Genomic DNA, 26,578 nt, shown 5'->3' with positions numbered 1-26,578 from the left:
GCGGCGGCGGCACGGCGGCGGGCGGCGCTCCGGCCTTACGCTGGAGCGGTGATCGCTGTCTGCCTCCTCCGCCGCGACCGCGTGCGCCCGGACCGGGTGCCGCGGTGAGTCAGCGGCGGCGCGGCACGCGGGACGCGCACGCGGAACTGCCCGCCTCGATGCGCGAGGCGGTGGACGACTTCGCCGACCACCTGTCGCGGGCCCGCAACCGGTCCGTCCACACCGTCCGGGCGTACGTCACGGATCTGGTGTCGCTGCTGGACCACGCCGTCCGGATGGGCTGCGCCGAACTGCCGGAGCTGGACCTCGCCGTGGTGCGCAGCTGGCTGGCGAAGCAGCGGACCATGGGGGCGGCCCGGACGACGATGGCGCGGCGCGCCGCCGCGGCCCGGACGTTCAGCGCCTGGGCGCACCGGACCGGCCTGCTTGCCGACGACGTGGCGGCGCCGCTGGCCAGCCCCCGAGCGCGGCGGGAACTGCCCACCGTGCTGCGCGCGGACCAGGCCGCCGCCCTGATGGAGGCGACCCGTCCCGCCGACGTCCCGCAGGCCGGGGAACCGGCGGGCACGGAGGCGCCGGAGGCGGTGCTGCTGCGCGACCGGCTGCTGTTGGAGTTGCTCTACGGCACCGGGGTACGCATCAGCGAGGCGTGCGGCCTGGACGTCACCGACGTCGACCAGGACCGCCGGGTGGTACGCGTGCTCGGCAAGGGTGGGCGGGAGCGGTCGGTGCCCTACGGAGTGCCGGCTCAGCGGGCGCTCGACGCCTGGCTGCGCGAGGGCCGGCCCGCGCTGCTGAACGCGGGCTCGGGCCGGGCGCTGCTGCTCGGGGCTCGGGGTGGACGGCTCAACCCGACCACCGCGCGGCGGATCGTGTCGGGCTGGGCCGGTGCCGCCGGGGTGCCGCGCGTGACGCCGCACGGGCTGCGCCACTCGGCCGCGACGCACCTGCTCGAAGGCGGCGCGGACCTACGCGCCGTGCAGGAGCTGCTGGGGCACTCGTCGCTCGCCAGCACGCAGATCTACACGCACGTCTCGGTGGAGCGGCTCCGCGCCGTGTACCGGCAGGCGCACCCCCGCGCCTGACCGCCGAAGGCGCGCGGGCGGCGTCGGTGAGACGGTCAGCGGGCCGAATCCGGCCGGTGCATGATCCATCCCGGGCTAGGATCGACGGATGACGGTGCCGCAGCCACCCGAGCCGATTCCCGGGGCTCGGCTGCTCTTCTCCCTCGATCCCTCCGTCAGCCACCTCAACCACGGTGCGTTCGGCGCCGTACCGATCGCCGTGCAGCGCGCCCAGCAGCGCCTGCGCGACGAGATGGAGGCCAACCCGCTGCGGTTCTTCACGCAGGGCCTGGTCGACCGGATCGCCCACACCCGGCGGCACCTGGCCGCGTTCCTCGGCGCCGATCCGGACGGCACCACGCTCGTCGGCAACGTCACCGCCGGTGCGGCAGTGGTGTTGCAGTCGCTGGCGCTGCGTCCCGGCGACGAGATCGTGACCACCGACCACGGGTACGGGGCGGTGGCGCTGTCGGTCGCCCGGGAGTGCGCCCGCACCGGGGCGGTGTCCCGCACCCTGCCGGTGCCGCTGACCGCCACCGACGAGGAGGTGGTCGAGATCGTCCGCGACGGGCTGCGCCCCGGGCGTACCAAGCTGCTGATCATCGACCAGCTCACCTCGCCGACCGCCCGGCTGTTCCCCGCCGCGGCCCTCGTCGCGGTGGCCCGGGAGCAGGGCGTGCCGGTGCTGGTGGACGCCGCCCACGCACCGGGCATGCTGCCGGCCACAGTCGCGTCCGCCGGCGCCGACTTCTGGGTCGGCAACCTGCACAAGTGGGCGTACGCGCCGCGCGGCACCGCAGTGCTCGTGGTCGCGCCGCAGTGGCGGGAGAGGATCCAGCCGCTCGTCGTCTCCTGGGAGCAGGACAGCGGCTTCCCGATCCGGGTGGAGTGGCAGGCGACGCTCGACTACACCGGCTGGCTGGCCGCCCCGGTGGGCCTGTTCACGTTACGTAGCCTCGGCGTGGACCGGGTACGCGCGCACAACGCGGCGCTGGCCGCGTACGGGCAACGGGTCGTCGGGGACGCGCTCGGTGTGGCGCCGGAGCGGCTGCCGGAGCCCGGCGGACCGGCGGTCGCCATGCGGCTGGTGCCGCTGCCGCCCGGTGTCGCGTCGACGCTGGACGCGGCCCGGGAGTTTAGGAGCCGGATCGCCGACCGGCTCTCCGCCGAGGTCTCGATCGCCGGCTGGAACGGACGCGGCTATCTGCGGCTGTGCGGCCAGGTCTACAACACCCCCGACGAGTACGACCGGCTGGCCGTCCGGCTGCCCACGCTGCTCGCCCAGGGCTGAGCGACACCCGATCGCCCGTCGGCGGGGGCGGGGTGCAGCGGCAGCAACCGGACGCGACCGAGCCCGAGCAGGGCCAGCGGATCGAGGTACTCCGCGTCGCGTCGCAGTCCCCAGTGCAGGCAGGCCGCCTCGGTGCAGCCCGGATGCCCGGCGAGCAGATCGCCGACCGGCGTGCCGGCTTCGACCGGGGTGCCGGCGGTGAGGCGGGCACGGACCGGCTCGTAGGTGGTGCGCAGCCCGTCGGCATGGCCGACGGTGAGCACCGGCCGGCCGGCGACGGTGCCGGCGAACAGGACGATCCCGGCGCCGGCCGCCAGCACCGGGGCGCCGGGTGCGGCGGCGAGGTCGACGCCCCGGTGCCCGGACAGCCAGGGCTGCGGCGGCGGGTCGAACCGCCGCACCACCCGGGGCGCACCCGGCAGCGGCCACCGGAATCGCCCACCGGGTGCAACCTGAAGTCCCGCAGCCGAGCCGCCCGCCGCCGAAGCACCAGGAGCCGGGGCACCCGCTGATGCGGAAGCATCCCGCCCGCGCGCAGGTACGGCCGGAGGCGGCCCGGCCGCGAGCGAGTGGACCCCGACCCGGGACGACGACGGCGAGAGCCCGGCCGAGGACGACGGCACCACGGCCCGGGACGGCGTGAGGACGCCCGGCAGGCAGCCGACGAGGAACCACACCACCGCGTGAGAGATCGAGGAACGCACGCGAGCACCCTGCCGACCCCGGGCACCGTCCCGCGTGCCGCACGCGGCCGTCCTGTGGACGACGCACCGGCTGTGGACGAGCGCCGGAATCGGGGCCGATCTGCTACGGCCGGGACGCCTATGCTGGCCGGGTGACGAAGGACTGGTACGCCTGGCACAGCGACTACGACCAGCCCGAGTCCGCGCTGGCCCGGCGGCTCGCCGAGGTGCGGCAGCGTGTCGCCGACGCGCTCGACGCCGCGCCGCCCGGCCCGCTGCGCGCGCTGAGCCTGTGCGCGGGTCAGGGCCGCGACCTGATTCCGGTGCTGGCCACCCACCCCCGTGGCGGCGACGTGACCGCCCGCCTGGTCGAGCTGGACGCGCGTAACGTCGACCTGGCCCGCCGTGCCGCCGCCGACGCGGGGCTCACCGGCGTGGAGGTGGTGACCGGTGACGCCTCGCTGACCGATCGCTACGCCGATCTGGCCCCGGCGGATCTCGTGCTGGTCTGCGGCATCTTCGGCAACATCACCGACGACGACATCCGGGCCACGGTGCGGCACTGCGCCTCGCTCTGCGCCACCGGCTGCACGGTGCTGTGGACGCGGCACCGGCGCGAACCGGACCTGGTGCCGGCCATCTGCGAGTGGTTCGCCGAGGAGGGCTTCGACCCGGTCGCGGTGAACAGCCCGGCCGACGGTGTGTGCGTCGGCGCGCACCGATTCACCGGCACGCCCCGCCCGTTGGCGGCCGGGGAGCGGATGTTCGCGTTCGTGGGTTACGACGTGCTGGAGCGGACGGAGCAGCAATGACCACTGTGGACGATGCCAGCCGGCCCTCCCGGGTGGCCGGGCCGGACGAGGCGATCAGTGCCGAGGAGCTTCAGCTCGCCGCGCGCAACCACGGCATCCCGCTGGAGGCGCTGCGGTACGACGTGACCCCGGCGGGCCTGCACTACCTGCTCATCCACTACGACATCCCGGACGTCGACCCGGCTGCGTACGCGCTGAGCGTGTCCGGCGCCCTCGATCGTCCACTGCGGCTGGACCTGGCGGCGCTGCGCGACCGGCCCCGGGTGACCCACCGCGTGACGCTGGAGTGCGCGGGCAACGGCCGGGCGCTGCTGCGTCCCCGGCCGGTCAGCCAGCCCTGGCTGGTGGAGGCGGTGGGCAACGCCGAGTGGACCGGTACGCCGCTGGCCCCGCTGCTGCGCGAGGCCGGCCTGTCCGGCGACGCGGTGGACGTGGTGTTCACCGGCGCGGACCACGGGGTGGAGCGCGGCGTCGAGCAGGACTACCAGCGGGCGCTGCCGGTGGCCGACGCGCTGCGTGAGGAGGTGCTCCTGGCGTACGAGATGAACGGCGCTCCCCTGCTGCCGCAGCACGGCGCGCCGCTGCGCCTGATCGTGCCCGGCTGGTACGGCATGGCGCACGTGAAGTGGCTGCGGGACATCACCGTGACGACCGAGCCGTTCGACGGCTACCAGAACGCGGTGGCCTACCGGCTGCGGCGCGACGCCGACGACCCGGGCGTGCCGGTGACCCGGATCGAGCCGCGTGCGCTGGTGCGTCCGCCCGGGTTCCCGGATTTCATGTCCCGCGTCCGGGTGCTGCGGCCCGGGCCGTGCACTCTGGACGGCCGGGCCTGGTCCGGCCACGCGCCGGTGACCTCGGTCGAGGTGACGACGGACGGCGGCGGGACGTGGGCACCGGCGGTCCTGGACGAGCCGTCCGGGGGCGAGTGGGCGTGGCGCCGATGGTCGGTGACCTGGACGGCGACGCCGGGGCGGTACGTGCTGGGGGCCCGGGCGACCGACGCGTCGGGGCGCACCCAGCCGGTCGAGCAGCCGTGGAACCGGGGCGGGTTCGCGAACAACCTGGTGCAGTGGGTCGAGGTGGTCGTGCCGGCGCAGTGATCCGGCGCCGGGTCAGCTCCCGAACCCGGAATCTGCGGGAAGCGAGATGTCGGGCTTTTCGAGCTCTTCCACATTGACGTCCTTGAACGTCATAACTCGAACATTCTTGACGAACCGGGCAGGACGGTACATGTCCCACACCCAGGCGTCGTGCATCTCGACCTCGAAGTAGACCTCGCCGTCGGAGTTCCGCACGTGCAGGTCGACCTGGTTGGCCAGGTAGAAACGGCGCTCGGTCTCCACCACGTAGGAGAACTGACGGACGATGTCGCGGTACTCCCGGTAGAGCTGAAGCTCCATCTCGGTCTCGTACTTCTCGAGATCTTCCGCGCTCATCGCACTCCGCCTTCCATGACCACATCTTCCCCCACCGACGCCGGAGGTCGCGGCTGCTCGCCCAACGCCACGCCGACGGTACCCCCTGACGCGCCGCAGCGCCCCATCGGCTCGTCCGGGCGGCCGGCGAACGCGCCGGGCCCGAGACCCGGCAGCCCGGCCGCGGGCTCGGGCGGCACCGCGTCGGCGCCGTCGCCCGCCGGGCGGCGGGCGCGGGGAGGCCGGCCGTCCCGTCCGGAGACGGCGGCCACGTTCACGTACGAGAAGCGGTGTTCCCGGCAGGGCCCGAGCGCGCGCAGCGCTGCGCTGTGCTCGGCGGTGATGTAGCCCTTGTGCTCGGCGAAGCCGTAGCCGGGGAACCGCCCGTCCAGGTCCACCATGATCCGGTCCCGGGTGACCTTGGCCAGCACGCTCGCCGCCGCCATACACGCGGCCACCCGATCACCCTTCCAGACCGCCAGGCCTGGCACGTCCAGCCCGTCGACGCCGAAACCGTCGGTCAGCACGTACTCCGGGCGGGTGGTGAGCGAGGCGAGCGCCCGGCGCATCGCGGCGAGGTTGCACACATGCAGCCCCCGGGAGTCGACCTCCTCGGCGGGGACGACCACCACGGCGTACGCCAGGGCCCGTGCCACCACCTCGTCATGGACGCGCTCGCGGGCGGCGGGGGTGAGCAGCTTGGAGTCGGCCAGCTCGTCGATCTCGCCGCGCCGCCCCTCGGGCAGGATCGCGGCGGCGGCCACGAGCGGCCCGGCGCAGGCGCCCCGACCGGCCTCGTCGGCGCCCGCCACGTGCCGGAAGCCACGCCGTTGCAGGGCGCGTTCCAGCGCGTAGAGGCCGCCGTCGCGGCGGACCACTGTGCGCGGCGGGGTCAACATGCGCCGCCTCCCGCCAGCACGGCGCCGAGCCGGCCGGGCAGGTCCGGCGGGTAGTAGCGCTCGGCGGAGGCGGCCAGCTCGGCGACCGGCCACCAGCGGTGCCCGTGCACGCTCGCCCGCTCGACGTCGTCGAAGCCGGCCGTGTCGACCTCCCAGCCCGTCACCCGGACCAGGTAGAACTGCTGGTCCTGGCGGTACCAGACGCCGTCGAACGGGAACTCGACCGTGTCCGAGAAGACCGGCGCGCCCAGCTGCGCCGGGGCCAGCCGCAGGCCGGTCTCCTCGGCCAGCTCCCGGGCGGCGCCGTCGGCCGGGGACTCCCCCGGGTGCAGCCCGCCGCCGGGGGTGAACCAGTAGCGGTGCCCCGGCCGGGCAGGATCACTGCCCTCGAAGAGCAGCACCCGGTCGGACGCGTCGACCAGCAGCACCCGGGCCGCGCGACGAGGGGTGTAGACGGTCACCGCACCAGCCTGCCAGACGCCTGCGACGAACGGCCACGCCCTCCCGCCCTCGACGGCGGGCCGGCGTGGCGGGGCGTGGCGCGGGCGGGCTCAGGGATTGGGGATCCCGTCGAACTGATCGGGGACGCTGAGCAAGGTCGCGCGGCTGACCGGCCAGAAGACGGTGAAGGCCCGGCCGACGACCTCGCCCTCGGGGATGGTGGCGACGTTGATGTCCTCGCCCGACTGCTGCCAGTGCTCCAGCGAGTCGCCGGACGCCTCCCGGTGGTCACCCATGACCCACAGGCGCCCCTTCGGCACGGTGATGTCGAAGTCCTGGTCGGCGGGCTTGTTGCCGGGGAAGAGGAACGGCTCGTCGATCGGCTTGCCGTTGATGACCAGCCGGTCCTGCCCGCCGGTGCGGTCGCAGCAGACCACGTGATCGCCGCCGACGCCGATGATCCGCTTGATGAAGTCCTCACCGTCAGGGTCGCCGCTCCACTCGGTGGGCGCCTTGAACACGATCACCTCGCCCCGGTGCGGCGAGCGGAAGTCGTAGACCAGCTTGTTGACAAGCACCCGATCGTCGATCTTGAGGGTGTTCTCCATGGACTGCGACGGGATGAAGAAGGTCTGCAGCACGAAGGCACGCACCAGCACCGCGACCAGGATCGCCACGCCCAGGAGGATGGGCAGCTCCTTCCAGAAGGAGCTGCGGGGCTTCTCGGTCTGCTCGTCGATCACGGGAGGAGCCTACGTCCAAGGGTGCGGCGCGGTCGCCCCGAACCCGCCAGAACGGTGAGCGTCGCCGCGAGCGGAAGGATCACCACGACGCCGCCGACCGGGTCGGGATCCACCGGCCCCGCCGCGGGCGCGGCGTCCGACCGGGGCACGCTCGTGAACGTCTCGGGTACGGGCAGACTGGTCCACCGCTGCGACGGCCAGACGATCATGAAGGCGCGGCCGACCACGTTCTCGATCGGCACCGGCCCCTGACATCGGGCGTCCTGCGAGACCAGCCGGTGGTCACCCATCACGAAGATCTGCCCCGGTGGCACCACCACCTCGGTGAACTGCCGGGACCGGCACTCCTTCGGATTGGGCGGCAGCTCGACCGGGGAGTCCTCGAAGACGTACGCCTGCTCGTCCAGCGGCATCCCGTTGACGACCACCCGGCCGTCGTCGCAGCACCAGACCTTGTCGCCCGGCACCCCGATGACGCGCTTGATGAAGTCCTTCTCGCCGGGGCGGCTGACGCCCACCAGATCGCCGAGCGTCCGGCCGGCCCGCCCGGCGAAGTCGGCCGGCGGCGCGGGCGCCTCCTGGGCGACCCAGCGGTCGGTGCCCCGGAACACCACCACCTCACCGCGCACCGGGTCGCGGACGTCGTAGACGACCTTGTTGACGAGCACCCGGTCGCCGACGAGCAGCGTGTTCTCCATCGACCCGGAGGGGATGAAGAACGCCTGGAGCAGGAACGTGCGGATCAGCACGGCGAGGCAGAACGCCACGATCAGCAGCAGCGGCAACTCCTGCCAGAGCGGCATCTGGCGGCGACTGCGACGGGCCCGTCGGCGCCAGGGATCGACGGTGCCGTCCTCGTCAACCATGTGCACCATGCCACTCTCCGGTCCGCGGAAACGACACTACCGCCCGGGAGTCCCCTCGGAGACCCCACGGGCGGCAGTGGACCGTTTCGCACCGTCCGGCTGCGCCCGTACCGACCAGGGTAATGCGGTCTGGTAGATACGACATCCGCGCAGCTCGGGCGGCGTGGCGTACGGAATTCAGCTCGCCGGCTGCTTCTCCCGCAGCTCCTTGATCTTGGCCTTCTTGCCGCGCAGCTCACGCAGGTAGTAGAGCTTGGCGCGACGCACGTCACCGCGGGTCACGACCTCGATCCGGTCGATGCCCGGGCCGTTGAGCGGGTAGGTCCGCTCCACGCCGACACCGAAGCTGACCTTGCGGACCGAGAAGGTCTCGCGCAGACCGTCACCCTGGCGGCGGATGACGACGCCCTGGAAGATCTGGACCCGGGACCGGTTGCCCTCGACGACCCGCGCGTGCACCTTGACGGTGTCACCGGCACGGAAGTCGGGCAGGTCGGTACGCTTCGACTGGGCGTCAAGGGCGTCCAGGATGTTCATCGCTGCGTCCTCGTGAGGCTCACGGCGCATCGTCAGTCGATGCGCGAACGGGTGATTCTGACCCCCGGGTGGCGACCGGCGAGGCCGGCCCCGGTCGAGGGTCCTCGCAACCGCCCACGGCGTGGACGGATGCGGCAACCCCTCTACTTTGCCACATCCCCCGGTGGCGAGGAAAATCCGCCCCGGTCCAGCGCCGCCCGGTCCAGCGCCGCCCGGTCCCGCTCGCCGAGCGCCTCCGGGGCCAGCGCGGCGACCATGTCGGGACGCCGGGCCGCGGTCCGCAGCAGCGACTCGTCCCGCCGCCAGCGGTCGATCCGGGCGTGGTCGCCGGAACGGAGCACCTCGGGTACGTCCAGCCCGCGCCAGCTCGCCGGCTTCGTGTAGAGCGGGGCCTCCAGCAGCCCGTGCGCGTGCGACTCCTCGTCCAGCGACCCCGCGTTGCCGAGCACACCGGGCAGCAACCGGGTGACCGCCTCCAGGATCACCAGCACGGCCACCTCGCCGCCGAACAGCACGTAGTCACCGAGGGACACCTCGGTCACCGGCATCCGGGTCGCGGCGTGGTCCAGCACCCGCTGGTCGATGCCCTCGTACCGGCCGCAGGCGAACAGCAGATGCGACTCGGCGGCCAGCTCGTGCGCCAGGGCCTGGGTGAACGGGACGCCCGCGGGCGACGGCACGAGCAGCCGGGGCAGCGTGTGCCCGTCCGGGCTCAGCTCGCCCGGCGCCAACGCGTCCAGCGCCTCACCCCACGGCTCCGGGCGCATGACCATGCCCGGACCGCCGCCGTAGGGCGTGTCGTCGACGGTGCGGTGCACGTCGTGGGTCCAGGTCCGCAGATCGTGTACGGCCAGCCGCAGCGTGCCGTTCGCCCGGGCCTTGCCGATGAGCGACAGATCCAGCGGGGCGAAGTACTCGGGGAAGATCGACACGATGTCGACGCGCATGCGGTGGGCTCCAGCTAGAGGTCGAGCAGTCCGCCGGGCAGGTCGACGACGACGCGACCGCCGGCCAGATCCACCTCGGGCACGATCGCCTTGACGAACGGGACCAGCGCGGTACGCCCCTCGGGGCGCCGCAGCACCAGCATGTCCGACGCGGGCGCGTGGTCGATACGGGCGACCTCGCCCACGTGCTCGCCGTCGCGGGTGACCACGGCGAGCCCGACCAGCTGGTGGTCGTGGAACTCCTCCGGGTCCTCCGGCGGGGCGACGTCGGCGCTGTCCACGCCGAGCAGCGTGTTGCGCAACGCCTCGGCGACGTCACGGCCCAGCACGCCCTCGAAGGCGACCAGCAGGCGGCCCTGGTGCCAGCGGGCCGACTCGACGGTGAGTGCCGGCGGCACCCGCCAGGCGCCGGGCTCCGACGGGGTGACCCCCGGCTCGGTGGTCAACACCGAACCGGGGGCGAACCGTGCTTCGGGCTCGTCGGTACGCACCTCCACGGTGACCTCACCGCGGATGCCGTGCGGCTTACCGATCCGGCCGACGACGAGAAGCATCAGTACGAGTCGACGATGTCGACGCGTACCCCACGCCCGCCGATGGAGCCGATCACCTGGCGCAGCGCCTTGGCGGTCCGGCCGGACCGCCCGATCACCGTGCCGAGGTCCTCGGGGTGCACGCGGACTTCGAGGCGCTTGCCCCGACGGGAGTCGACCATGCGCACCCGGACGTCGTCCGGGTGGTCGACGATGCCCTTGACCAGGTGCTCCAGAGCGGGACGCAGCGGCATGTCAGGCCTGCTCGCCGGACTCGGCACCGGTCTGCTCCTCGGCCTTGGGGGCCTCGGCCTTCGGCTCCTCCGCCTTGGCGGCGGCCTTCTTGGCCGGCTTCGCCGGGGTGTCCGCCACGCCGGCGGCGGCCTTCGCCTCGGCCTCGTACGCCGCCTTGCGGTCGGCCCGCTCGGGGGCGACCTTCAGCGGCGGCGGGGCCGGCAGGCCCTTGAACTTCTGCCAGTCACCGGTCAGCTCCAGCAGGCGCTGCACGGCCTCGCTCGGCTGGGCGCCGACCGAGAGCCAGTACTGGACCCGCTCCGACTTGACCTCGATCACCGAAGGGTCTTCCTTCGGCTGGTACACACCGACGAACTCAATCGCGCGACCGTCACGCTTGGTGCGCGAGTCGGCGATGACGATGCGGTACTGCGGGTTGCGGATCTTGCCCATCCGCAGGAGCCGGATCTTTACGGCCACAGTTGTTTCGCTCCTGTTGCGATCTCACCGGCCCGTACGGGCGGTGTGGCGGGTGAGCGCCGACCGGCACAGTGGGGTTGGGCCGGAGACTGCTCGGTGAACTGGCGACGCGCCCGGGTTAGAGGGCGCCGGACGCGCGCCGGATACCAGCGCCCCATTCTGCCAGATCCAGCCCGGAACTCTCACACCGGTCCCGGGCACCACGCCCGGGGCGGGGCGGGCCGTGACGCAGGACACCGGTTCAGCGCACCGGCGGACGGTCCCATCCCGGCGGAAGTTCGTCCGGCGCGTCCCATTCGGCGGGCGGGGTGAAGTCGCACCAGGTGCCGTCGAACGGGAACTCCCCGGCCTCGGCGATCCGGATCACCCGCTCGCCCTCGGCGCGTACCGCCTTCTCGTCGGTCACCCAGTAGTGCTCTGGGAACGCCAGCCGCTCGGCGAACTCGTCCTCGTCCTTCCACTCCCAGCTCAGGTCCGGGTGGACCACGACGTCGAGGTCCTGGTCGACCATGTCGACCCCGGCCACCGCGCCGTCGTCCCAGCGGACGCCGGGCTCCTCCAGGTTCACGTACCAGTTCTGGAAGCGGCCCGCCGCGTCGCGGAACCACCAGACCGAGTGGGCCGCGCCGGCGGGCAGGAACTTCAGCACCGGCGGGCCGTTCCACCGCCCCCGCGCGAGCCGGTAGGACGACGTCACCCACTCCGCGAACGGCACGGCCCGCATGCCCAGGCCGGCGTCGTTCACCTCGTGCGCGACCGCCGCCTCCCGCGCCACCCAGAGCACCAGGCCGCGCTCGTCGTCGGAGACCACCCGGGCCGACCGGACCCAGCCGATCCGGCCGTTGCGCACGTTCCGGTGCATGATCAGCCGTCCCGGCTCGAACCGCACGCTCACCCCCGCCGTCGTGTTAACAAGGGCCCCCGCCTATGCAGAATGCGTTAAGAAGGGGCCCTTCCTTGCACCTCAGTACGCGCGGGCGAGGATCGCCACCAGGTCGGGCTCGTCCTCCGAGTCCGGCACCGAGCCGTCGGCGCGGACCAGGCAGCGGACCGTCACGCCCTGACCGTTCGCCTCGGCCTCGCCCTCGACGCCGACCGCCGACCACGGCACCCGCGCCCAGCCGTCGGCGGACGCCTCGATCGCCTCGGCCAGCGTCGACACCTCGACGGTGCGTGACCGGCGGAACTCCAGCGCCTGGTCGTGCAGCACCCGCTGGTCGGCATCCAGCGCGGCCAGGACCGCGCCGACCACGTCGGCGACGGGCGTCGGGGCCTTCGAGCCGTCCGTACGCCGGACCACCACGGCGTTGCCGGCGGCCAGGTCACGCGGGCCGACCTCGACGCGGACCGGGTAGCCGCGCAGCTCGGCGTCGACGGCGCGGCGGCCGAACGCGGTGTCGGTCCGGTCGTCCAGCGCCACCCGGACCCCGGCGTCGCGCAGCGCGTCGCACAGCTTGCCCGCCGCCTCGCTGACGCCCTCGCCGTCCTTGACGATCATCACGTACGCCTGGACCGGCGCCAGCTTCGGCGGCACCCGCAGCCCGTTGTCGTCGCCGTGACACATGATCAGGCCGCCGAGCATCCGGGTGGAGGTGCCCCAGGAGGTCGTCCAGGCGTGCTCCCGGCCGCCCTCGGCCGAGGAGTAGCTGATGTCGAACGCCTTGGCGAAGTTCTGGCCCAGCTCGTGGCTGGTGCCCAGCTGGAGCGCCTTGCCGTCGCCCATCATGCCCTCGCACGTGTACGTGGCGGTGGCACCGGCGAAGCGCTCCCGGGCGGTCTTCAGGCCGACCACCACCGGGATGCCGAGCACGTTGACCATCAGGTCCTCGTACGCCTCGTGCAGGATCCGCCGCGCGTAGGCGCGGGCGTCGTCACGGGTGGCGTGCGCGGTGTGCCCCTCCTGCCAGAGGAACTCGCTGGTGCGCAGGAAGATCCGGGGGCGCAGCTCCCACCGGACCACGTTGGCCCACTGGTTGAGCAGCAGCGGCAGGTCCCGGTACGAGTCGATCCACTTGGCCATGAACTCGCCGATGACCGTCTCGCTCGTGGGTCGCACCACCACCGGCTCGGCGAGCTGCTTGCCGCCACCGTGCGTGACCACCGCCAGCTCCGGCGAGAAGCCCTCGACGTGCTCGGCCTCCCGCTTGAGGTAGCTCTCCGGGATGAACAGCGGGAAGTACGCGTTCTCCGCGCCGGCCGCCTTGATCCGGGCGTCCATCTCGGCCTGCATCCGCTCCCAGATGGCGTAGCCGGCCGGTCGGATCACCATGGTCCCCCGGACCGGGCCGTTGTCGGCCAGCTTCGCCTTGGCGATCAGATCCTGGTACCAGCGGGGAAAGTCCTCCGCACGGGGAGTGAGCACGCGTGCCATGACCGCACATCCTATGCGTCCCGTGACGGGTCGGCGCAGCCGGGCGCGCCCGCACTACCATCTGCCGTCATGCTCACTCCCGGACCCGACCCGGCACCGGCGCCGGCCGCACTCGCCGCCCGCTGGGTGGCCTGGGTGGCCGCCCACCGGCAGCCGGTCAACCCGCTCAAGGACACCACCGGCCGGCACGGCGGGCGTCACCAGCCCGCCGACGTGTGGTTCCTCGCGGGCACGCTGGGCGGCCAGGTCAGCAGGCGTTGCGTGGTGCCGGCCGGCCGGCCGCTGTTCTTCCCGGCCTTCTGCTGGTGGCAGCCCGGCCGCCGGGACGACCCGGCCGAGCCGATGCCCCACGCCAGCGGGCACGCGGAACTGGACGGGGTCGCGGTGCCGGTGCGGGCGGCGGGCTCCCCCGCCTCGTTCCCGGTGCGGGGGTTCTTCAACAACGTCGTCACCGCGTGGCCGTGGCCGGTGCACGTCTCCTGCTGGGGCCTGTGGGGCCTGGTGCCGCCACCCGCGCCGGGGACGCACCACCTGGCCTTCGCCGGCCACGACGGCGGGCGGTTCTGGGTCGAGGCGGAGTACGAACTCGAGGTGCGCTGACCAGCGCCCGTAGACTTCGATCACCATGCCGAAGCCGAGGAACGTCACTCCGGTGCGCGAGTCGATCGTCGACGCCGCCCGTACGCTGACCGTCACGACCGGCTGGGCCGGGGTCCGGATGGGCGCCGTCGCGAACGCGGCCGGGGTGAGCCGGCAGACGGTCTACAACGAGTTCGGCACCAAGGCGGGCCTGGGCGAGGCGCTGGCCCGGCACGAGGTGGACCGGTTCGTCGGCGAGGTCCGGTCCGCGCTCGGCGAGCACGACTCCGACGTCCGCGCGGCCGCGTACGCGGCGATCCACCGCACGCTCGCCTCGGCCGCCGGGAACCCACTGGTCCGGGCGGTGCTGACCAGCACCAGGGGCGGCTCGGAGGAACTGCTGCCGTACCTGACCACCCGGTCCGAGCTGGTGCTCGCGGAGGCCGCGGCGGCGCTGCTGGAGTGGACCGGAGAGCGCCTGCCCGACGCCGATCCGGCGGCGCTGGCGTTCGCTGCGGACAGCGTCGTCCGCCTGGTGGTGAGCCACATCGTGCGGCCCGGAGGCCCGGTGGACGAGACCGCCGACCGGCTGGCCGACCTGGCGGTGCGCCTGTTCCTGATGGCGGCGACGACGCGCTAGGCCGACGGCCCGCCAGGCCGGCCGCGACGACGACGGCCGGTCAGCGGACGACCCGGCCGCGCAGCACGATCCGGCTGGGCGTCCGGACCACGCGCAGGTCGCGGCGCGGATCCTCGGGGTAGATCACCAGGTCGGCGAGGCCGCCCTCGACCAGCCCGGGGAAGCCGAGCCACTCCCGGGCCCGCCAGGAGGCGGCGGCGAGCACGTCCGTCGCGGACATGCCGGCCTGCTCGTGCAGCAGCAGCATCTCCTCGGCCGCCAGGCCGTGGTCGATGCCGCCGCCCGCGTCGGTGCCGACGTAGATCGGCACGCCCGCCTCGTGCGCGGCGCGCACCACCTCGGGGAAGCGGTCACGCAGGGCGAGCATGTGGTCGGCGTACCCGGGGAACTTGGACCGGGCCTGCTCGGCGATGTGCCCGAACGTCCGGATGTTGATCATCGTGGGGACCAGCGCGGTGCCCTGCCGGGCCATCAGGTCGATCAGGTCGAGGCTGAGCCCGGTGCCGTGCTCCACCGAGTCCACCCCGGCCCGCACCATGATCTCCACGGCCGACTCGGAGAACGTGTGCACCGCGGCGCGTACCCCGGCGGCGTGCGCGGCGGCGACCGCCGCGGCCATCGTGTCGGCGTCCCAGGCCGGCGCCAGGTCGCCCACTCCCCGGTCGATCCAGTCGCCGACCAGCTTCACCCAGCCGTTGCCGGCCGCGGCCTGCGCGGCCACCGTCGCGGCGACCTCCGCCGCGCCGACCTCCACGCCGATGTCGCGCAGGTAGCGCTTCGGCGGGGCGACGTGCCGGCCCGCGCGGGCCAGTCGCGGCAGGTCCGGCTCGTCCTCCAGTTCGGGGTACGGGTACGGCGAACCGGCGTCCCGGATCGCCAGCACGCCCGCGTCCCGGTCGATCCGGGCCAGCTCCCGGGCCTGGTCGAGCGAGGTGATCGGGCTGCCACCGCGGGCGATGCCGATGTGGCAGTGCGCATCGGTCAGGCCGGGCAGGACGAAGCCACCGTCGGCCACCGTCTCGGCGCCGGGCACCGGTTCGAAGGTGACCCGGTCACCGACCAGCCAGACGTCCCGGACCTCGTCGTCGGGAAGGAACACACCGCGCACGTGCAGAGCCATGTGCACAGTCCTACCCGATCAGTCCTCCTCGCCGGCGAGCAGGTCGTTGCGGCGCGCGGTCAGCGCCGGCAGATCGACCGAGACCTTCCAGGGCCGCTCGGTGACGAACACCCTCGGTGTGCGCCAGTTCCTGGTACTCGCGCGCGGCGCCGTCGAGCGTGTACTCGGTGAGTGTGACCCGCTCGCGCTGCGGGTCCACCAGCCAGTAGGAGCGGATCCCGGAGCGGGCGTAGACCTTCGTCTTGTCGTACCGGTCGCTGAAGTGCCACCCGGCGGGAACGACCTCCCCCGCGAGCAGAGCGTCCTCGACCGGGACGGGCGACCGCCCGGCGTGCTTGCGCCGGATCACCACGTCCGGACGCGGCTCGTTGTGGCGGCCGACCCGCATGGCAGGTCGACCGTCCACTCGTGCCGCTCGGGCAGGATCAGGGCCGCGGTCACTGACATCTCCTCCCAGGGGAGAACTGACCCTGGGTGATGCTCACCCCGCATGCCGTCACCGTCACGCTAGCGGGGGCCCTTGTCGCCGCCCTTGCCGAGCTTGTTGAAGTCGATCTTCGGGAGCTTGAACCCCGGCGGCAGGCCCTGCCCACCGGCCAGGTCACCCGGGTCCAGGCCCGGCGGGAGCTGCGGCATCCCGCCGGGGAAGCCGCCCGGCACACCGGCCCCGGTACGCGGCCGCCCGCCGCCCTTGGTGCCCTTGCGCTTGTTCTTCGGCGACTTGGTCGCCTTGCGCCGACCACCGCCGGGCAGGCCCATCATGCCGCCCATCTGCTTCATCATCTTCTGCGCGTCGGCGAAGCGGTTGAGCAGCTGGTTGACGTCCATGACGGTGACGCCGGAGCCGCCGGCGATCCGGGCCCGGCGGGAACCGTTGATGATCTTCGGGTTGGTGCGCTCGGCCGGGGTCATCGACCGGATGATCGCGGTGACCCGGTCGAAGTGCTTGTCGTCCAGCTCGGCGAGCTGGTCCTTCATCTGCCCCATGCCCGGCATCATGGCCAGCACGTTGGCGATCGGGCCCATCCGCCGGACCGCGATGAGCTGATCGAGGAAGTCCTCCAGCGTGAAGGTCTCCCCGCCCATCAGCTTGGCGGTCATCTTCTCCTTCTGATCGGTGTCGAAGGCCGCCTCGGCCTGCTCGATCAGAGTGAGGACGTCGCCCATGCCGAGGATCCGGCTGGCCATCCGGTCCGGGTGGAAGACGTCGAAGTCCTCCAGCTTCTCGCCGGTGGAGGCGAACAGGATCGGCTGGCCGGTCACCTCGCGGACGGAGAGCGCGGCACCGCCGCGGGCGTCGCCGTCGAGCTTGGACAGCACCACGCCGGTGATGCCCACGCCGTCGCGGAACGCCTCGGCGGTGCGCACCGCGTCCTGGCCGACCATCGCGTCGATGACGAAGATGACCTCGTCGGGCTGGACCGCGTCGCGGATGTTCGCGGCCTGCTGCATCATCTCGGTGTCGATACCGAGCCGGCCCGCGGTGTCGACGATGACGATGTCCCGGGCGGCGCGACGGGCGTGCTCGATCGAGTCGCGGGCCACCTGCACCGGGTCGCCGACGCCGTTGCCGGGCGCCGGGGCGTACACCTCGACGCCGGCCCGGCCACCGAGCACCTGGAGCTGCCCGACGGCGTTGGGACGCTGGAGGTCGGCGGCGACGAGCAGCGGCTGGTGGCCCTGGCTCTTGAGCCAGCGGGCCAGCTTGCCGGCGAGCGTCGTCTTGCCGGAACCCTGGAGGCCGGCCAGCATGATCACGGTCGGCGGGTGCTTGGCGAACTGGAGCCGCCGCCCCTCGCCGCCGAGGACGTTGATCAGCTCCTCGTTGACGATCTTGACGATCTGCTGCGCCGGGTTGAGCGCCTGGGAGACCTCGGCTCCGCGCGCCCGCTCCTTGACGTTCGCGATGAAGCCCTTGACCACCGGCAGGGCGACGTCGGCCTCCAGCAACGCCATCCGGATCTCGCGCGCGGTGGCGTCGATGTCGGCGTCGGTGAGCCGGCCCTTGCCGCGGAGCTTGGTGAAGATCCCGGACAGGCGGTCACTCAAGGTGTCAAACACGCGAACATCCCGTTTGTCGTTTTCGGCGGGCACATGCTGCCGGGCCGGTGGTCCAGCCCACCGTTAGGGTAGCCCGCCGCCCGCGCCCCCGCTCCGGCCCGCCGCCCACGCGCCCGCTCCGGGCGGGCGTAGCTGGTGGACGGGGCGCGTTAACAAGGTGCCCTTCCTCTACTGGAGGCGTTAACAGGGGGCCCTTCCTTACACGGCGGCGAGTGCAGCGGCCTCGATCCGGGCCCGCTCCTCATCCGACGGCCAGCCGCCGACCAGGTAGAACGCGTCCACCACATCGCCGCCCAGCGTCGAGATCCGGGCCGCCCGCACCTGGGCGCCCGCCTCGTCCAGCGCGCAGGTGACCCGGTACAGCAGTCCCGCCGCGTCGGCCGCCCGCAGCTCCAGCAGCACCGCGTCGGTGGCCGCCTCCCGGTGCCAGACCACCCGCGGCGCGGCACCCCGGCTGCGGGCGGCCAGGGCCCGGCCGCGCAGCCGCTGGGTGACCGAGACGTCGCCGCCGACGGCGCGGCGCAGGTCGGCGCTGAGCGCGATCGGGTCCGGGGCCAGCCCGTAACGCGGCTGCACCCGGCACTCGACCAGGGCCCGGCCGTCGACGGTGGCGGCGTCCGCGGAGATCACCTCCAGGCGGTGCAGCGCCAGGCAACCGGCGACGGTGGCCAGCAGCCCGCGCCGGTCGGCGGCGGCCACCGACACTCGGTCCTCCCCCAGGTGTACGACAGGCAGCGGCCCGGCCACGAGCGCCGGGTCCGGGGCCGGCGGGGCGGGTACCACGCCGGTGTCCAGCGTGGTGCGCACCCGGCTCACCAGCTCGGCGATCAGCCGGCCCTTCCAGCCGGACCAGGCGGCCGGGCCGGTGGCGGCGGCGTCGGCGCGCACCAGGGCGTGCAGCAGGTCCAGCGTGGTGGTGTCGCCGACCCGCTCGGCGACGCCCGCGACGGTTTTCGGGTCGGACAGGTCACGCCGGGTGGCCACGTCGGGCAGCAGCAGGTGCAGCCGGACCAGCGTCCCGATCAGCGCCGCCTCGGCCGGCGGCAGCCCGATCCGGGTGGCGACCGCCTCGGCCAGCGGCGCACCCACCGTCGAGTGGTCCCCGGAAAGCCCCTTGCCGATGTCGTGCAGGAACGCGCCGAGCAGCAGCAGGTCCGGCCGTTCCACGTCGCGGGTGTGCCGGCTCGCCTCGTACGCGGTCTGCACCAGGTGCCGGTCGAGCGTGAACCGGTGCACCGGGTTGTGCTGGGGCAGGCTGCGCATCCGGGTCCACTCGGGCAGCCAGCGGTCGATCAGCCCGTACCTGTCGCAGGTCTCCCAGGCGGGCACCAGGCCGGAACCGGCGCCGAGCAGGGTGATCAGCGCGTCGCGGGCGGCCGCCGGCCAGGGCGCGGGCAGCGGCGGGCAGTACGCGGCCAGCCACTCGCAGGTGGCCCGCGCGATCGGCAGCCGGGTGGTGGCGGCAGCGGCGGCCACCCGCAGCGACAGGCTCGGGTCGGGGCGGGCCCCGATGGCGGTGCGGGCGAGCACCAGTTCGCCGTCCTGCTCCACCACGTCCCGGGCGACCGGGCGGCGCAGCGGACGGCCGGGCGCGGCGCGGTGCCGGCCGGAGCGGAGCCGGTCGGCGGCCCGCCAGGCGTCGTCCAGGGCGTGGCTGACGGTGCGGGCGTCGCCTGCCACCAGCCGCAGCAGCGCGTCGCCGTCCTCGGCGCCGAGCAGGCGTGCCACGCCGTCGCGTTCCTGGGCGACCAGGCGGTCGACCCGGCGGCCCACCTGCTGGTGCAGCGCGTCGCGGGTGTCCAGCAGCCGCCGGTGGGCCGCGTGCACGGCCGGGCGGAGCGCGTCGGTGACCCCGGCGGTGGCGATGGCGCGCAGGATGCCCACGTCACGCAGCCCGCCGGCCGCCTCCTTGAGGTCGCCTTCGAGCAGGAAGGCCAGTTCGCCGTGCGCCTCCCAGCGGGCGGCGGTGATCTCGCGCAGGCCGGGGAGCTGGCGGATCGCGGTCCGCCGCCAGTGGTCGGTGGCGGTACGCGAGAGCTGGTCGGTGAGCGCCGGGTCACCCGCCACGTGCCGGGCGTCGAGCAGGCCGAGGGCGACCTTGACGTCGTCCTGGGCCACCGACAGCGCCTCGGCGACCGTGCGCACGGAGTGGTCCAGCCGTAGCCCGGCGTCCCAGATCGGATACCACAGCGACGCGGCCAGCTCGTCGATGCCGGGCACCCCGGCGTGCAGCAGCACCAGGTCGAGGTCGCCGTAGGGGGCGCACTGGCGGCGGCCCAGCCCGCCCACCGCGACGAGCGCGACCCCGTCCCGGTCCGGGAAGGCCCGGCGCAGCCAGGCGTCGAGCGCGCCGGCCCGCGCGGACCGGGCCGCCGCGCCGATCCCCGCGGGTACGCCGGCGACCTCGTTGACCACGGGCGCGCCGTCCCCGGTGGGGGCGGCAGCCGTGGTCAACGAGGTCACGTCGGCGGATCCGGCGATCAGAGGGCGTCGAGCCCGCGCTCGCCGGTACGCACCCGGACGACCTCCTCGACGCCGGTCACCCAGACCTTGCCGTCGCCGATCTTGCCGGTCCGGGCGGCGCCGACGATCGCGTCCACGACCTTGTCGACGTCCATCTCGTCGGTGAGCACCTCGACCCGGATCTTGGGCAGGAACTCGACCGTGTACTCGGCACCCCGGTAGACCTCGGTGTGCCCCTTCTGCCGGCCGTAGCCCTGGACCTCGCTGACGGTCAGCCCGGCCACGCCGAGGGCGTGCAGGGCCTCCTTCACCGCGTCCAGCTGGTACGGCTTGATGACCGCGGTCACCAGCTTCATGTCCAACCCCTCCATCCCAGGAACGTTAACCGGCGACCTTCTCGCTGACCGGCACGGACTCGTCGGACTCGGCGGCGGGCTCCGCGGCCGGCTTGCCGGCGCCGATCCCGGCCATCGCGAACGCGCCACCGCTGCTGCCCGTGGCGGGCGACAGGTCGTAGCCGCTCTCCGCGTGCTCGGCGATGTCGATGCCGTCGACCTCAGCCTCGGCGGAGACCCGGAAGCCGATCGTCTTGTCAATCACGAAGCCGAGGGCGTAGGCGACCACGAAGGAGTAGACGGTCACGATCAGCGCGCTCAGCGCCTGCTTGCCGAGCAGCGTCGCGTCGCCGCCGACGAGCAGGCCGTCGGTCTCCACGAGCGAGCTGACCGAGGCGGTGCCGAACAGGCCGATCCAGAGGCAGCCGATCCAGCCGCCGACGAAGTGCACGCCCACCACGTCGAGGGAGTCGTCGTAGCCGAGCCGGTACTTCAGGCCCACGGCGATAGCGCAGACCGCACCGGCGACCACACCCAGCAGCACCGCTGCGGCCGGGGTGACGAAGGCACAGGCCGGGGTGATCGCGACCAGGCCGGCGACGGCGCCGGACGAGGCGCCGACCAGGGTCGGCTTGCCGTCGCGCAGCCACTCCACCACGATCCAGCCGAGCAGCGCCGCGGCGGTCGCGACCTGGGTGTTGATGAACGCCAGCGCGGTGACCCCGTCGGCGGTCAGCTCGGAGCCGGCGTTGAAGCCGAACCAGCCGAACCACAGCAGCCCGGCACCGAGGGCGACCATCGGCACGTTGTGCGGCTTCATGCTCTCGCGCGGCCAGCCGACCCGCTTGCCGAGCACCAGCACCAGCGCGAGCGCCGCCGCACCGGCGTTGATGTGCACAGCGGTACCACCGGCGAAGTCCAGCGCGCCGATGTCGCCGCCGATCAGCCCGCCGCCCCAGACCATGTGGGCGACCGGGAAGTAGACCAGGGTGGCCCAGCCGAACGCGAACAGCAGCCAGCCGGCGAACTTCACCCGGTCGGACAGCGCGCCGCTGATCAGCGCCACGGTGATGATCGCGAACATCATCTGGAAGGCGATGAAGACGTAGATCGGGATGCCGGTCTCGCCCCACAGGTCGTTCTCGCCGACGAAGGTCTTGGTGCCCAGATACTGACCCAGGTCACCCCAGAACCTGCCGCCCTCGCCGAAGGCGACGGTGAAGCCGTAGAAAAGCCACAGGATGCTGACGAGCCCGATGGACGAGAAGCTCATCATCATCATGTTCAGAACGCCCTTGGACCGGTTCAGCCCGCCGTAGAAAAGCGCGAGACCCGGGGTCATGAGCAGCACGAGGGCAGTCGAGACAAGCAACCAGGCAGTGTTCCCGGTGTCGATCTCCACGCTGCCTCCTCTCGTTGTCGTGTTCCTCCCTCCGACTGAGACCTGGCAGCATCGCCCGTCAGCCGGTTGCGCGGAAGCTTTGCCGCCGGCTGTTTCCTTCAGCGACACCGCGCGATTTCCGACGCGTGACGGGTTGTTTCCGACGTGTGAAGAACGCCGATCTTGGTCAGCGCAGCGCGTACTCCAGCTGGTGCCGCTCGTAGTCGAGCAGCCGCAGGTCACGCATAGGGCGACGCAGGTGACCCTTGTGGACGATTCGGACGAACGCCGGCTCACCGGCGGCGGCCATCCGCCGGATGCCCTCGACGTGGTCGACGATGCGCTTGCGGATGGTCCGGATGAGCCGGTGCCGGTCGCGCGGGATCAGCCCGTACGCGTCGGCGAACAGCCGCAGCCGGCGCGGCCGGTCGGGGTGCTTCCAGCCGAGCGTGATCGAGTCCCGGTCGGAGAAGATCGGCACCCAGGTCCAGGCGGCGTACGCCACGTCGTAGATGCGGGCGCCGGGCGAGGCGAGGTCGAAGTCGATCAGCCCGAGCGTGCCGTCCGGCCGCCAGATCACGTTGTGCGGCGCGGCGTCGTGGTGGCAGATGACCTCGGTGTCCGGCGGGGGCGGGCCGAACGAGCGCCAGACCGCGCCGGGCGGCGGGGTGAAGCCGTACTGGGCGTCGTGGAACATCCGCAGCATGGTGGCCACCGTCACCAGGGCCTCGTCGGTGACCCAGTGCGGGGCCAGCGGGTACTCCCCGCACTCCCCCTCCAGGTACGACAGGACCTCCCGGTTGCGCTCGTCCATGCCGAGCGCCCGGGGCGCGCCGGTGAATCCGACGTACTCCAGGTGGCGCAGCAGCGCGTGCACGGAGGGCGTCCACGGGCCGGCGTTGCGCCGGACCGTGTCTCCCACACGGACCACGGTGCTCACGTTCCCGCCGTGCAGCGGGATCTCCTGCGAAGTCACGTACGGTCTCCCGAGGCGTGGCGACGGGTGGCTGGGGTCGCGCCACCCCGCGTAGGCGCGATCGTCAGTCGTCACGGGAGAGGCTACGCGTCCCGGGCGAGCGGCTCGGTGCCGAGCAACGCGTCGACGAACTGTGCCGGGTCGAACGGGGCCAGGTCGTCCTTGCCCTCGCCGAGGCCGACGAGCTTGACCGGGATGCCGAGCTTGCGCTGCACGGCGATCACGATGCCGCCCTTGGCCGTCCCGTCGAGCTTGGTCAGCACCACGCCCGTCACGTTCACCGCCTCGGTGAAGACCCGCGCCTGCTCCAGCCCGTTCTGGCCGGTGGTGGCGTCGAGGATCAGCAGCGTCTCCTCGATCGGGCCGTGCTTCTCCACCACCCGCTTGACCTTGCCCAGCTCGTCCATCAGGCCGATCTTGTTCTGCAGCCGGCCGGCGGTGTCGATGAGCACGGTGTCCACGCCGGTGTCGATGCCGCGCTTGACCGCGTCGAACGCGACGCTCGCCGGGTCGGCGGCCTCCGGCCCGCGGACCGTCTCGGCGCCCACCCGGCCGCCCCAGGTCTCCAGCTGGTCGGCGGCTGCGGCCCGGAACGTGTCGGCGGCGCCGAGCAGCACGCTGCGGCCGTCCGCGACGAGTACCCGGGCGACCTTGCCGCAGGTGGTGGTCTTGCCGGCGCCGTTGACGCCGACCACGAGCACCACCGCCGGGACGCCCTCCTTCGGGGTGGTGCGCAGCGAGCGGTCCAGGCCCGGGTCGAGCGCGTTGACCAGCTCGGCGGCGAGCAGCGCGCGCAGCTCGTCCCCGGTCCGGGTGCCGAGCACCCGGGTCCGCTCGCGCAGCCGGTCGACGATCTCCCGGGTGGCGTCGATGCCGACGTCGGCGGTGATCAGGCTGTCCTCGATCTCCTCCCAGGTGTCCTCGTCCAGCCGGTCGCGGCTGAGCAGGCCGAGCAGGCCCTTGCCGAAGACGTTCTGCGAGCGGGACAGCCGCGAGCGCAGCCGGACCAGCCGGCCGGCGGTGGGCTCCGGCACCTCGACCTGCGGCACCTCGACCGGAGGGGCCGGCGGCGCCTCGACCACCACACCTGTGGTGAGTTCCGCCTCCGGGGCCTCGACCGGCGGGCCGGCCAGGTCCTCCTCCGTCCGGGTGTCGACCTCCGTGCGCGGCAGCGGCGGCTGCGGACGCCGGCGCAGCCGGGGCACCACGAGACTCAGGCCGCCGATGATCAGCACGCCGAGCAGGGCGAGAGCGACGAGGAGGTATTCCGTCATGCCCGAAATCCTGTCAGATGCCGACGACCACGTCCCACTCACCGCCTCGGCACGCGAACAACCTGCGGGTACGCTCGCACCGGAAGGCGTACCGCAACCGCCGGCCGGGTAGGAAAGAGCCGTAAACGATCTTGTCGGAGGTGCGTCGTGCCCGGTTCCCGCCTGCTCATCGGCCCGCTGTTGCGCCGGGTCGTCGACACGCGGGCGACCGTCTGGGTGGAGACCAGCTCGCCCGCCGTGGTCACCGTCCGCACCGCCGACGGCGCCACCGGCAGCGCGCCCACCTTCTCCGCGTACGACCACCACTACGCGATCGTCGTGGTGACCGGGCTCACCCCGGACAGCCGTACGACGTACGAGGTGCTGATCGACGACGAGGTGGCGTGGCCGCTGCCCGACTCGTCGTTCCCGCCCAGCGTGATCCGGACCCGCGCGCTCGACGACACCGACCAGCCGGTGCGGCTGCTGTTCGGCTCGTGCCGGGAGACCACCCAGCACTCCACCGCCCGGAAACTGCCGCCGGACGCGCTGGACGCGTACGCCCGGCGGGTGATGGCCGCGCCCGGCGAGACCACCCTGCCCGACCTGCTGGTGCTGCTCGGCGACCAGGTGTACGCGGACGAGACCTCGCCGACCGTGCGGCGGCTGCTCAAGCGGCGCCGGAAGCGGCCCAAGGACGCACCGGCGACGCAGGTGGTGAGCTTCGACGAGTACACCAAGCTCTACCTGGAGTCGTGGCGCGACCCGGAGATCCGCTGGCTGCTCTCCACCGTGCCGAGCGTGATGATCTTCGACGACCACGAGGTGATCGACGACTGGAACACCTCGCAGTCGTGGCGCGCGGACATGCGCGAGCAGCCGTGGTGGGCCGAGCGGATCCGCAGCGGCCTCGCCTCCTACTGGGTCTACCAGCACCTGGGCAACCTCAGCCCGGACGAGATCGCCGCCGACCCGGTGTACGCCAAGGTGGTCGCCGCCGAGGACGCCACGAGCGTGCTGCACGAGTTCGGCGAGCGGGTCGACTCCGAGGCCGATCTGGCGCACGACACCGAGCGCTGGCGGGCCGTGCAGTACCAGTGGAGCTACGCGCTCGATCTCGGCCGCACCCGCCTGGTCATGCTGGACAACCGGTCGAGCCGGGTGCTTAAGCCGGGCAACCGGGCGATGCTGCCGCCGGGCGAGTGGTCGTGGTTCCTCGACCAGGCGCACGGCACGTACGACCACCTGGTGGTGGGCAGCTCGCTGCCGTGGCTGCTGCCGCCGGGCATCCACCACGTGGAGGCGTGGAACGAGCGCCTCGCGGACTCCGGCCGGCCCTGGGTGGCCCGGCTCTCCGAGCAGATCCGCCGGGCTCTGGACCTGGAGCACTGGGGGGCGTTCCGGCGCTCGTTCGAGGCGCTGGGCGAGCTGTTCGCGCGGCTGGGCAGCGGCACCGCGGCGCGTACCGGGGCGCGGGTGGGTGCCGGGCCGGCGTACGCGCGACCCGCGTCGATCAGCGTGCTCTCCGGTGACGTGCACCACTCGTACGTGGCCCGGGCCCGGTTCGCCGACCGCGACGTCCGCACACCCGTGCACCAGCTCACGTGTTCGCCGATCCACAACCAGGTGCCGGCCGCCATGCGCCCACTGATGACGCTGGGCTGGAATCCCGGCCCGGCCGGGGCGACCCGGGCGCTGGCGCGCTCGGCCGGCGTACGCCGCCCGCCGGTGCGGTGGCGGAAACTGGCCGGACCCTACTTCGGCAACGCGGTGGCCACGCTCACCCATCAGGGCCGCGGGGCCGCGGTGGTGATCGAGGGGACGACCCGAGAGGGTGAGCTGCGACCGGTGGCACGACAGAAACTCAGCGACGACGACTGAGTACCCTCTGAGCGTGGACGAGACGCTGCGCGCCGTGGAGCACGAGTTGACCGCGTTGCTGCGCCGTGGCCGGGCACTGTCCTGGGAGATCGCCCGCGAGGTCCACCCGAACCTGGAGCCCAACGCGTACGGCCTGCTGCTCTGGCTGCGTCGCTCGGGCTCGATCCGGCTCACCGACCTGGCCGCGAAGCTGGGCATCGGCAAGGGCACGCTCAGCCGCCAGATCGGCGGGCTGGAGGCGCTCGGCCTGGTCCGCCGCGACCCGGACCCGACTGATCGGCGGGCGGCCCAACTCAGCCTCACCGAGGAGGGCACCCGGCGGTTCGACGCGGCGCGGGCGGCCCGGCTCGGACAGATCCGGCGTTCGCTCGAAAGCTGGCCGCCAGAGGACGTCGCGGACCTCGCCCGGCTGATGCACCGCTTCAACGAGTCGTTCTGAGCTGCAAGGAAGGGCCCCTTGTTAACGCCTCGCGAGGTGAAGGGGCCCCCGCTTAACATCTGCGCCCATGACCTGGACCGTGCACCGGTGATTCCGCCACCGCGCCGCATGCATCGGCGGCGTCACGGCGC

28 protein-coding genes and 1 pseudogene are annotated in these 26,578 nt (G+C 73.1%); 8 read left to right on the top strand and 21 right to left on the bottom strand.

All coding sequences use genetic code 11. The annotated features are described in order from the left end of the window. Nucleotides 1-158: 158 nt before the first annotated feature. Together C569_RS0113675 and C569_RS0113670 are read left to right on the top strand one after the other, a co-directional pair. A complete protein-coding gene (locus tag C569_RS0113675) occupies nt 159-1,085 on the top strand; it encodes a tyrosine recombinase XerC (protein ID WP_196806724.1) in 927 nt (308 codons plus the stop codon). An 88-nt stretch (nt 1,086-1,173) separates the two neighbouring features. Then, complete coding sequence (locus C569_RS0113670; RefSeq protein ID WP_018786341.1) at nt 1,174-2,355, top strand: aminotransferase class V-fold PLP-dependent enzyme; 1,182 nt, start codon at nt 1,174-1,176, stop codon at nt 2,353-2,355. Between the two features lie 35 nt (nt 2,356-2,390). Here C569_RS0113670 and C569_RS30235 read toward each other — a convergent pair. Next, a pseudogene (locus C569_RS30235) lies at nt 2,391-2,981 on the bottom strand (murein hydrolase activator EnvC); the annotation flags it as partial. A 209-nt stretch (nt 2,982-3,190) separates the two neighbouring features. Between C569_RS30235 and C569_RS0113660 the strand changes: the two are divergent. Beyond that, a complete protein-coding gene (locus C569_RS0113660; protein WP_018786339.1) occupies nt 3,191-3,850 on the top strand; it encodes a methyltransferase domain-containing protein in 660 nt (219 codons plus the stop codon). Then, on the top strand, nt 3,847-4,953 hold the full coding sequence (locus C569_RS0113655) for a sulfite oxidase (protein ID WP_018786338.1): 1,107 nt from the start codon (nt 3,847-3,849) through the stop codon (nt 4,951-4,953). Before C569_RS0113660 ends, C569_RS0113655 begins: the two co-directional genes overlap by 4 nt. Before the next feature lie 12 nt (nt 4,954-4,965). On the opposite strand, the gene C569_RS0113650 is transcribed toward C569_RS0113655, so the two are convergent. The 12 genes from C569_RS0113650 to proS form a co-directional block, all read right to left on the bottom strand. Then, nucleotides 4,966-5,289, bottom strand: a complete 324-nt coding sequence (locus tag C569_RS0113650) for a DUF2469 domain-containing protein (RefSeq protein ID WP_011905215.1) — start codon at nt 5,287-5,289, stop codon at nt 4,966-4,968. Beyond that, nucleotides 5,286-6,167 (bottom strand): ribonuclease HII, encoded by an 882-nt coding sequence (locus C569_RS0113645; protein ID WP_026268111.1) that lies wholly within the window; start codon nt 6,165-6,167, stop codon nt 5,286-5,288. The genes C569_RS0113650 and C569_RS0113645 overlap by 4 nt, the downstream gene beginning before the upstream one ends. After that, complete coding sequence (locus tag C569_RS0113640; protein ID WP_026268110.1) at nt 6,161-6,628, bottom strand: NUDIX hydrolase; 468 nt, start codon at nt 6,626-6,628, stop codon at nt 6,161-6,163. Before C569_RS0113640 ends, C569_RS0113645 begins: the two co-directional genes overlap by 7 nt. Nucleotides 6,629-6,718: 90 nt before the next feature. Continuing rightward, nucleotides 6,719-7,351, bottom strand: a complete 633-nt coding sequence (gene lepB, locus C569_RS0113635; RefSeq protein WP_018786335.1) for a signal peptidase I — start codon at nt 7,349-7,351, stop codon at nt 6,719-6,721. Beyond that, on the bottom strand, nt 7,348-8,226 hold the full coding sequence (lepB, locus tag C569_RS0113630) for a signal peptidase I (protein ID WP_018786334.1): 879 nt from the start codon (nt 8,224-8,226) through the stop codon (nt 7,348-7,350). Before lepB (C569_RS0113630) ends, lepB (C569_RS0113635) begins: the two co-directional genes overlap by 4 nt. A 168-nt stretch (nt 8,227-8,394) precedes the next feature. After that, nucleotides 8,395-8,754, bottom strand: a complete 360-nt coding sequence (rplS, locus tag C569_RS0113625; RefSeq protein ID WP_018786333.1) for a 50S ribosomal protein L19 — start codon at nt 8,752-8,754, stop codon at nt 8,395-8,397. A 143-nt stretch (nt 8,755-8,897) separates the two neighbouring features. Beyond that, complete coding sequence (gene trmD / locus C569_RS0113620) at nt 8,898-9,701, bottom strand: tRNA (guanosine(37)-N1)-methyltransferase TrmD (RefSeq protein WP_018786332.1); 804 nt, start codon at nt 9,699-9,701, stop codon at nt 8,898-8,900. Nucleotides 9,702-9,715: 14 nt separating this feature from the next. Continuing rightward, the gene (rimM, locus tag C569_RS0113615; RefSeq protein ID WP_018786331.1) at nt 9,716-10,255 is read right to left on the bottom strand and encodes a ribosome maturation factor RimM; all 540 of its coding nucleotides are present in this window, start codon (nt 10,253-10,255) and stop codon (nt 9,716-9,718) included. Next, complete coding sequence (locus tag C569_RS0113610) at nt 10,255-10,515, bottom strand: RNA-binding protein (RefSeq protein ID WP_026268109.1); 261 nt, start codon at nt 10,513-10,515, stop codon at nt 10,255-10,257. The genes rimM and C569_RS0113610 overlap by 1 nt, the downstream gene beginning before the upstream one ends. Continuing rightward, a complete protein-coding gene (rpsP, locus tag C569_RS0113605) occupies nt 10,490-10,948 on the bottom strand; it encodes a 30S ribosomal protein S16 (protein ID WP_018786330.1) in 459 nt (152 codons plus the stop codon). The genes C569_RS0113610 and rpsP overlap by 26 nt, the downstream gene beginning before the upstream one ends. A 241-nt stretch (nt 10,949-11,189) precedes the next feature. Then, nucleotides 11,190-11,837, bottom strand: a complete 648-nt coding sequence (locus tag C569_RS0113600; RefSeq protein ID WP_026268108.1) for a DUF402 domain-containing protein — start codon at nt 11,835-11,837, stop codon at nt 11,190-11,192. A 75-nt stretch (nt 11,838-11,912) separates the two neighbouring features. Then, entirely contained in the window at nt 11,913-13,319 is a 1,407-nt protein-coding gene (gene proS, locus C569_RS0113595) for a proline--tRNA ligase (RefSeq protein WP_018786328.1), read from the bottom strand. 69 nt (nt 13,320-13,388) lie between these two features. Between proS and C569_RS31755 the strand changes: the two genes are divergently transcribed. Together C569_RS31755 and C569_RS0113585 are read left to right on the top strand one after the other, a co-directional pair. After that, the gene (locus tag C569_RS31755) at nt 13,389-13,919 is read left to right on the top strand and encodes a hypothetical protein (protein WP_018786327.1); all 531 of its coding nucleotides are present in this window, start codon (nt 13,389-13,391) and stop codon (nt 13,917-13,919) included. Nucleotides 13,920-13,944: 25 nt separating this feature from the next. Next, on the top strand, nt 13,945-14,538 hold the full coding sequence (locus C569_RS0113585; protein ID WP_026268107.1) for a TetR/AcrR family transcriptional regulator: 594 nt from the start codon (nt 13,945-13,947) through the stop codon (nt 14,536-14,538). Between the two features lie 40 nt (nt 14,539-14,578). Here C569_RS0113585 and C569_RS0113580 read toward each other — a convergent pair whose 3' ends face one another. From C569_RS0113580 to ftsY, 8 genes are all read right to left on the bottom strand, one after another. Continuing rightward, a complete protein-coding gene (locus tag C569_RS0113580) occupies nt 14,579-15,658 on the bottom strand; it encodes an amidohydrolase family protein (protein ID WP_018786325.1) in 1,080 nt (359 codons plus the stop codon). A 10-nt stretch (nt 15,659-15,668) separates the two neighbouring features. After that, nucleotides 15,669-16,046 carry a Uma2 family endonuclease gene (locus tag C569_RS30225; RefSeq protein ID WP_231394785.1) on the bottom strand — a complete coding sequence of 126 codons (378 nt, stop codon included), beginning with the start codon at nt 16,044-16,046 and terminating at the stop codon, nt 15,669-15,671. A 119-nt stretch (nt 16,047-16,165) separates the two neighbouring features. Further along, the gene (ffh, locus tag C569_RS0113570; RefSeq protein ID WP_018786324.1) at nt 16,166-17,719 is read right to left on the bottom strand and encodes a signal recognition particle protein; all 1,554 of its coding nucleotides are present in this window, start codon (nt 17,717-17,719) and stop codon (nt 16,166-16,168) included. A 198-nt stretch (nt 17,720-17,917) separates the two neighbouring features. After that, a complete protein-coding gene (locus C569_RS0113565; protein ID WP_018786323.1) occupies nt 17,918-20,182 on the bottom strand; it encodes a [protein-PII] uridylyltransferase in 2,265 nt (754 codons plus the stop codon). Between the two features lie 17 nt (nt 20,183-20,199). Then, complete coding sequence (locus C569_RS0113560) at nt 20,200-20,538, bottom strand: P-II family nitrogen regulator (protein WP_018786322.1); 339 nt, start codon at nt 20,536-20,538, stop codon at nt 20,200-20,202. A gap of 25 nt (nt 20,539-20,563) precedes the next feature. Next, nucleotides 20,564-21,919, bottom strand: a complete 1,356-nt coding sequence (locus tag C569_RS0113555) for an ammonium transporter (RefSeq protein WP_018786321.1) — start codon at nt 21,917-21,919, stop codon at nt 20,564-20,566. 166 nt (nt 21,920-22,085) lie between these two features. Continuing rightward, nucleotides 22,086-22,949, bottom strand: coding sequence for an aminoglycoside phosphotransferase family protein (locus C569_RS0113550; protein ID WP_174361701.1), 864 nt, complete (start codon nt 22,947-22,949; stop codon nt 22,086-22,088). 8 nt (nt 22,950-22,957) lie between these two features. Then, on the bottom strand, nt 22,958-24,148 hold the full coding sequence (gene ftsY / locus C569_RS0113545; RefSeq protein ID WP_018786320.1) for a signal recognition particle-docking protein FtsY: 1,191 nt from the start codon (nt 24,146-24,148) through the stop codon (nt 22,958-22,960). Between the two features lie 147 nt (nt 24,149-24,295). Between ftsY and C569_RS0113540 the strand changes: the two genes are divergently transcribed. Together C569_RS0113540 and C569_RS0113535 are read left to right on the top strand one after the other, a co-directional pair. After that, entirely contained in the window at nt 24,296-26,008 is a 1,713-nt protein-coding gene (locus C569_RS0113540; protein WP_018786319.1) for an alkaline phosphatase D family protein, read from the top strand. A 13-nt stretch (nt 26,009-26,021) separates the two neighbouring features. After that, nucleotides 26,022-26,447, top strand: a complete 426-nt coding sequence (locus tag C569_RS0113535) for a MarR family winged helix-turn-helix transcriptional regulator (protein WP_018786318.1) — start codon at nt 26,022-26,024, stop codon at nt 26,445-26,447. Nucleotides 26,448-26,578 lie beyond the last annotated feature (131 nt).

Origin of the sequence: Micromonospora sp. CNB394, from assembly GCF_000374985.1 — a bacterium.
Taxonomy (GTDB): domain Bacteria; phylum Actinomycetota; class Actinomycetes; order Mycobacteriales; family Micromonosporaceae; genus Micromonospora; species Micromonospora marina.
This window is presented reverse-complemented; position numbering and strand designations above follow the sequence as displayed.

Bases quoted from the DNA above. Each gene is read 5' to 3' on its own strand.
- C569_RS0113675 (WP_196806724.1), top strand. From the start codon at position 159: ATGCGCGAGGCGGTGGACGACTTCGCCGACCACCTGTCGCGGGCCCGC.
- C569_RS0113670 (WP_018786341.1), top strand. From the start codon at position 1,174: ATGACGGTGCCGCAGCCACCCGAGCCGATTCCCGGGGCTCGGCTGCTC.
- C569_RS0113655 (WP_018786338.1), top strand. From the start codon at position 3,847: ATGACCACTGTGGACGATGCCAGCCGGCCCTCCCGGGTGGCCGGGCCG.
- C569_RS0113650 (WP_011905215.1), bottom strand. From the start codon at position 5,289: ATGAGCGCGGAAGATCTCGAGAAGTACGAGACCGAGATGGAGCTTCAG.
- C569_RS0113645 (WP_026268111.1), bottom strand. From the start codon at position 6,167: ATGTTGACCCCGCCGCGCACAGTGGTCCGCCGCGACGGCGGCCTCTAC.
- lepB (WP_018786334.1), bottom strand. From the start codon at position 8,226: ATGGTGCACATGGTTGACGAGGACGGCACCGTCGATCCCTGGCGCCGA.
- rplS (WP_018786333.1), bottom strand. From the start codon at position 8,754: ATGAACATCCTGGACGCCCTTGACGCCCAGTCGAAGCGTACCGACCTG.
- trmD (WP_018786332.1), bottom strand. From the start codon at position 9,701: ATGCGCGTCGACATCGTGTCGATCTTCCCCGAGTACTTCGCCCCGCTG.
- rimM (WP_018786331.1), bottom strand. From the start codon at position 10,255: ATGCTTCTCGTCGTCGGCCGGATCGGTAAGCCGCACGGCATCCGCGGT.
- proS (WP_018786328.1), bottom strand. From the start codon at position 13,319: ATGGCACGCGTGCTCACTCCCCGTGCGGAGGACTTTCCCCGCTGGTAC.
- C569_RS31755 (WP_018786327.1), top strand. From the start codon at position 13,389: ATGCTCACTCCCGGACCCGACCCGGCACCGGCGCCGGCCGCACTCGCC.
- C569_RS0113585 (WP_026268107.1), top strand. From the start codon at position 13,945: ATGCCGAAGCCGAGGAACGTCACTCCGGTGCGCGAGTCGATCGTCGAC.
- C569_RS0113580 (WP_018786325.1), bottom strand. From the start codon at position 15,658: ATGGCTCTGCACGTGCGCGGTGTGTTCCTTCCCGACGACGAGGTCCGG.
- C569_RS30225 (WP_231394785.1), bottom strand. From the start codon at position 16,046: ATGCGGGTCGGCCGCCACAACGAGCCGCGTCCGGACGTGGTGATCCGG.
- C569_RS0113560 (WP_018786322.1), bottom strand. From the start codon at position 20,538: ATGAAGCTGGTGACCGCGGTCATCAAGCCGTACCAGCTGGACGCGGTG.
- ftsY (WP_018786320.1), bottom strand. From the start codon at position 24,148: ATGACGGAATACCTCCTCGTCGCTCTCGCCCTGCTCGGCGTGCTGATC.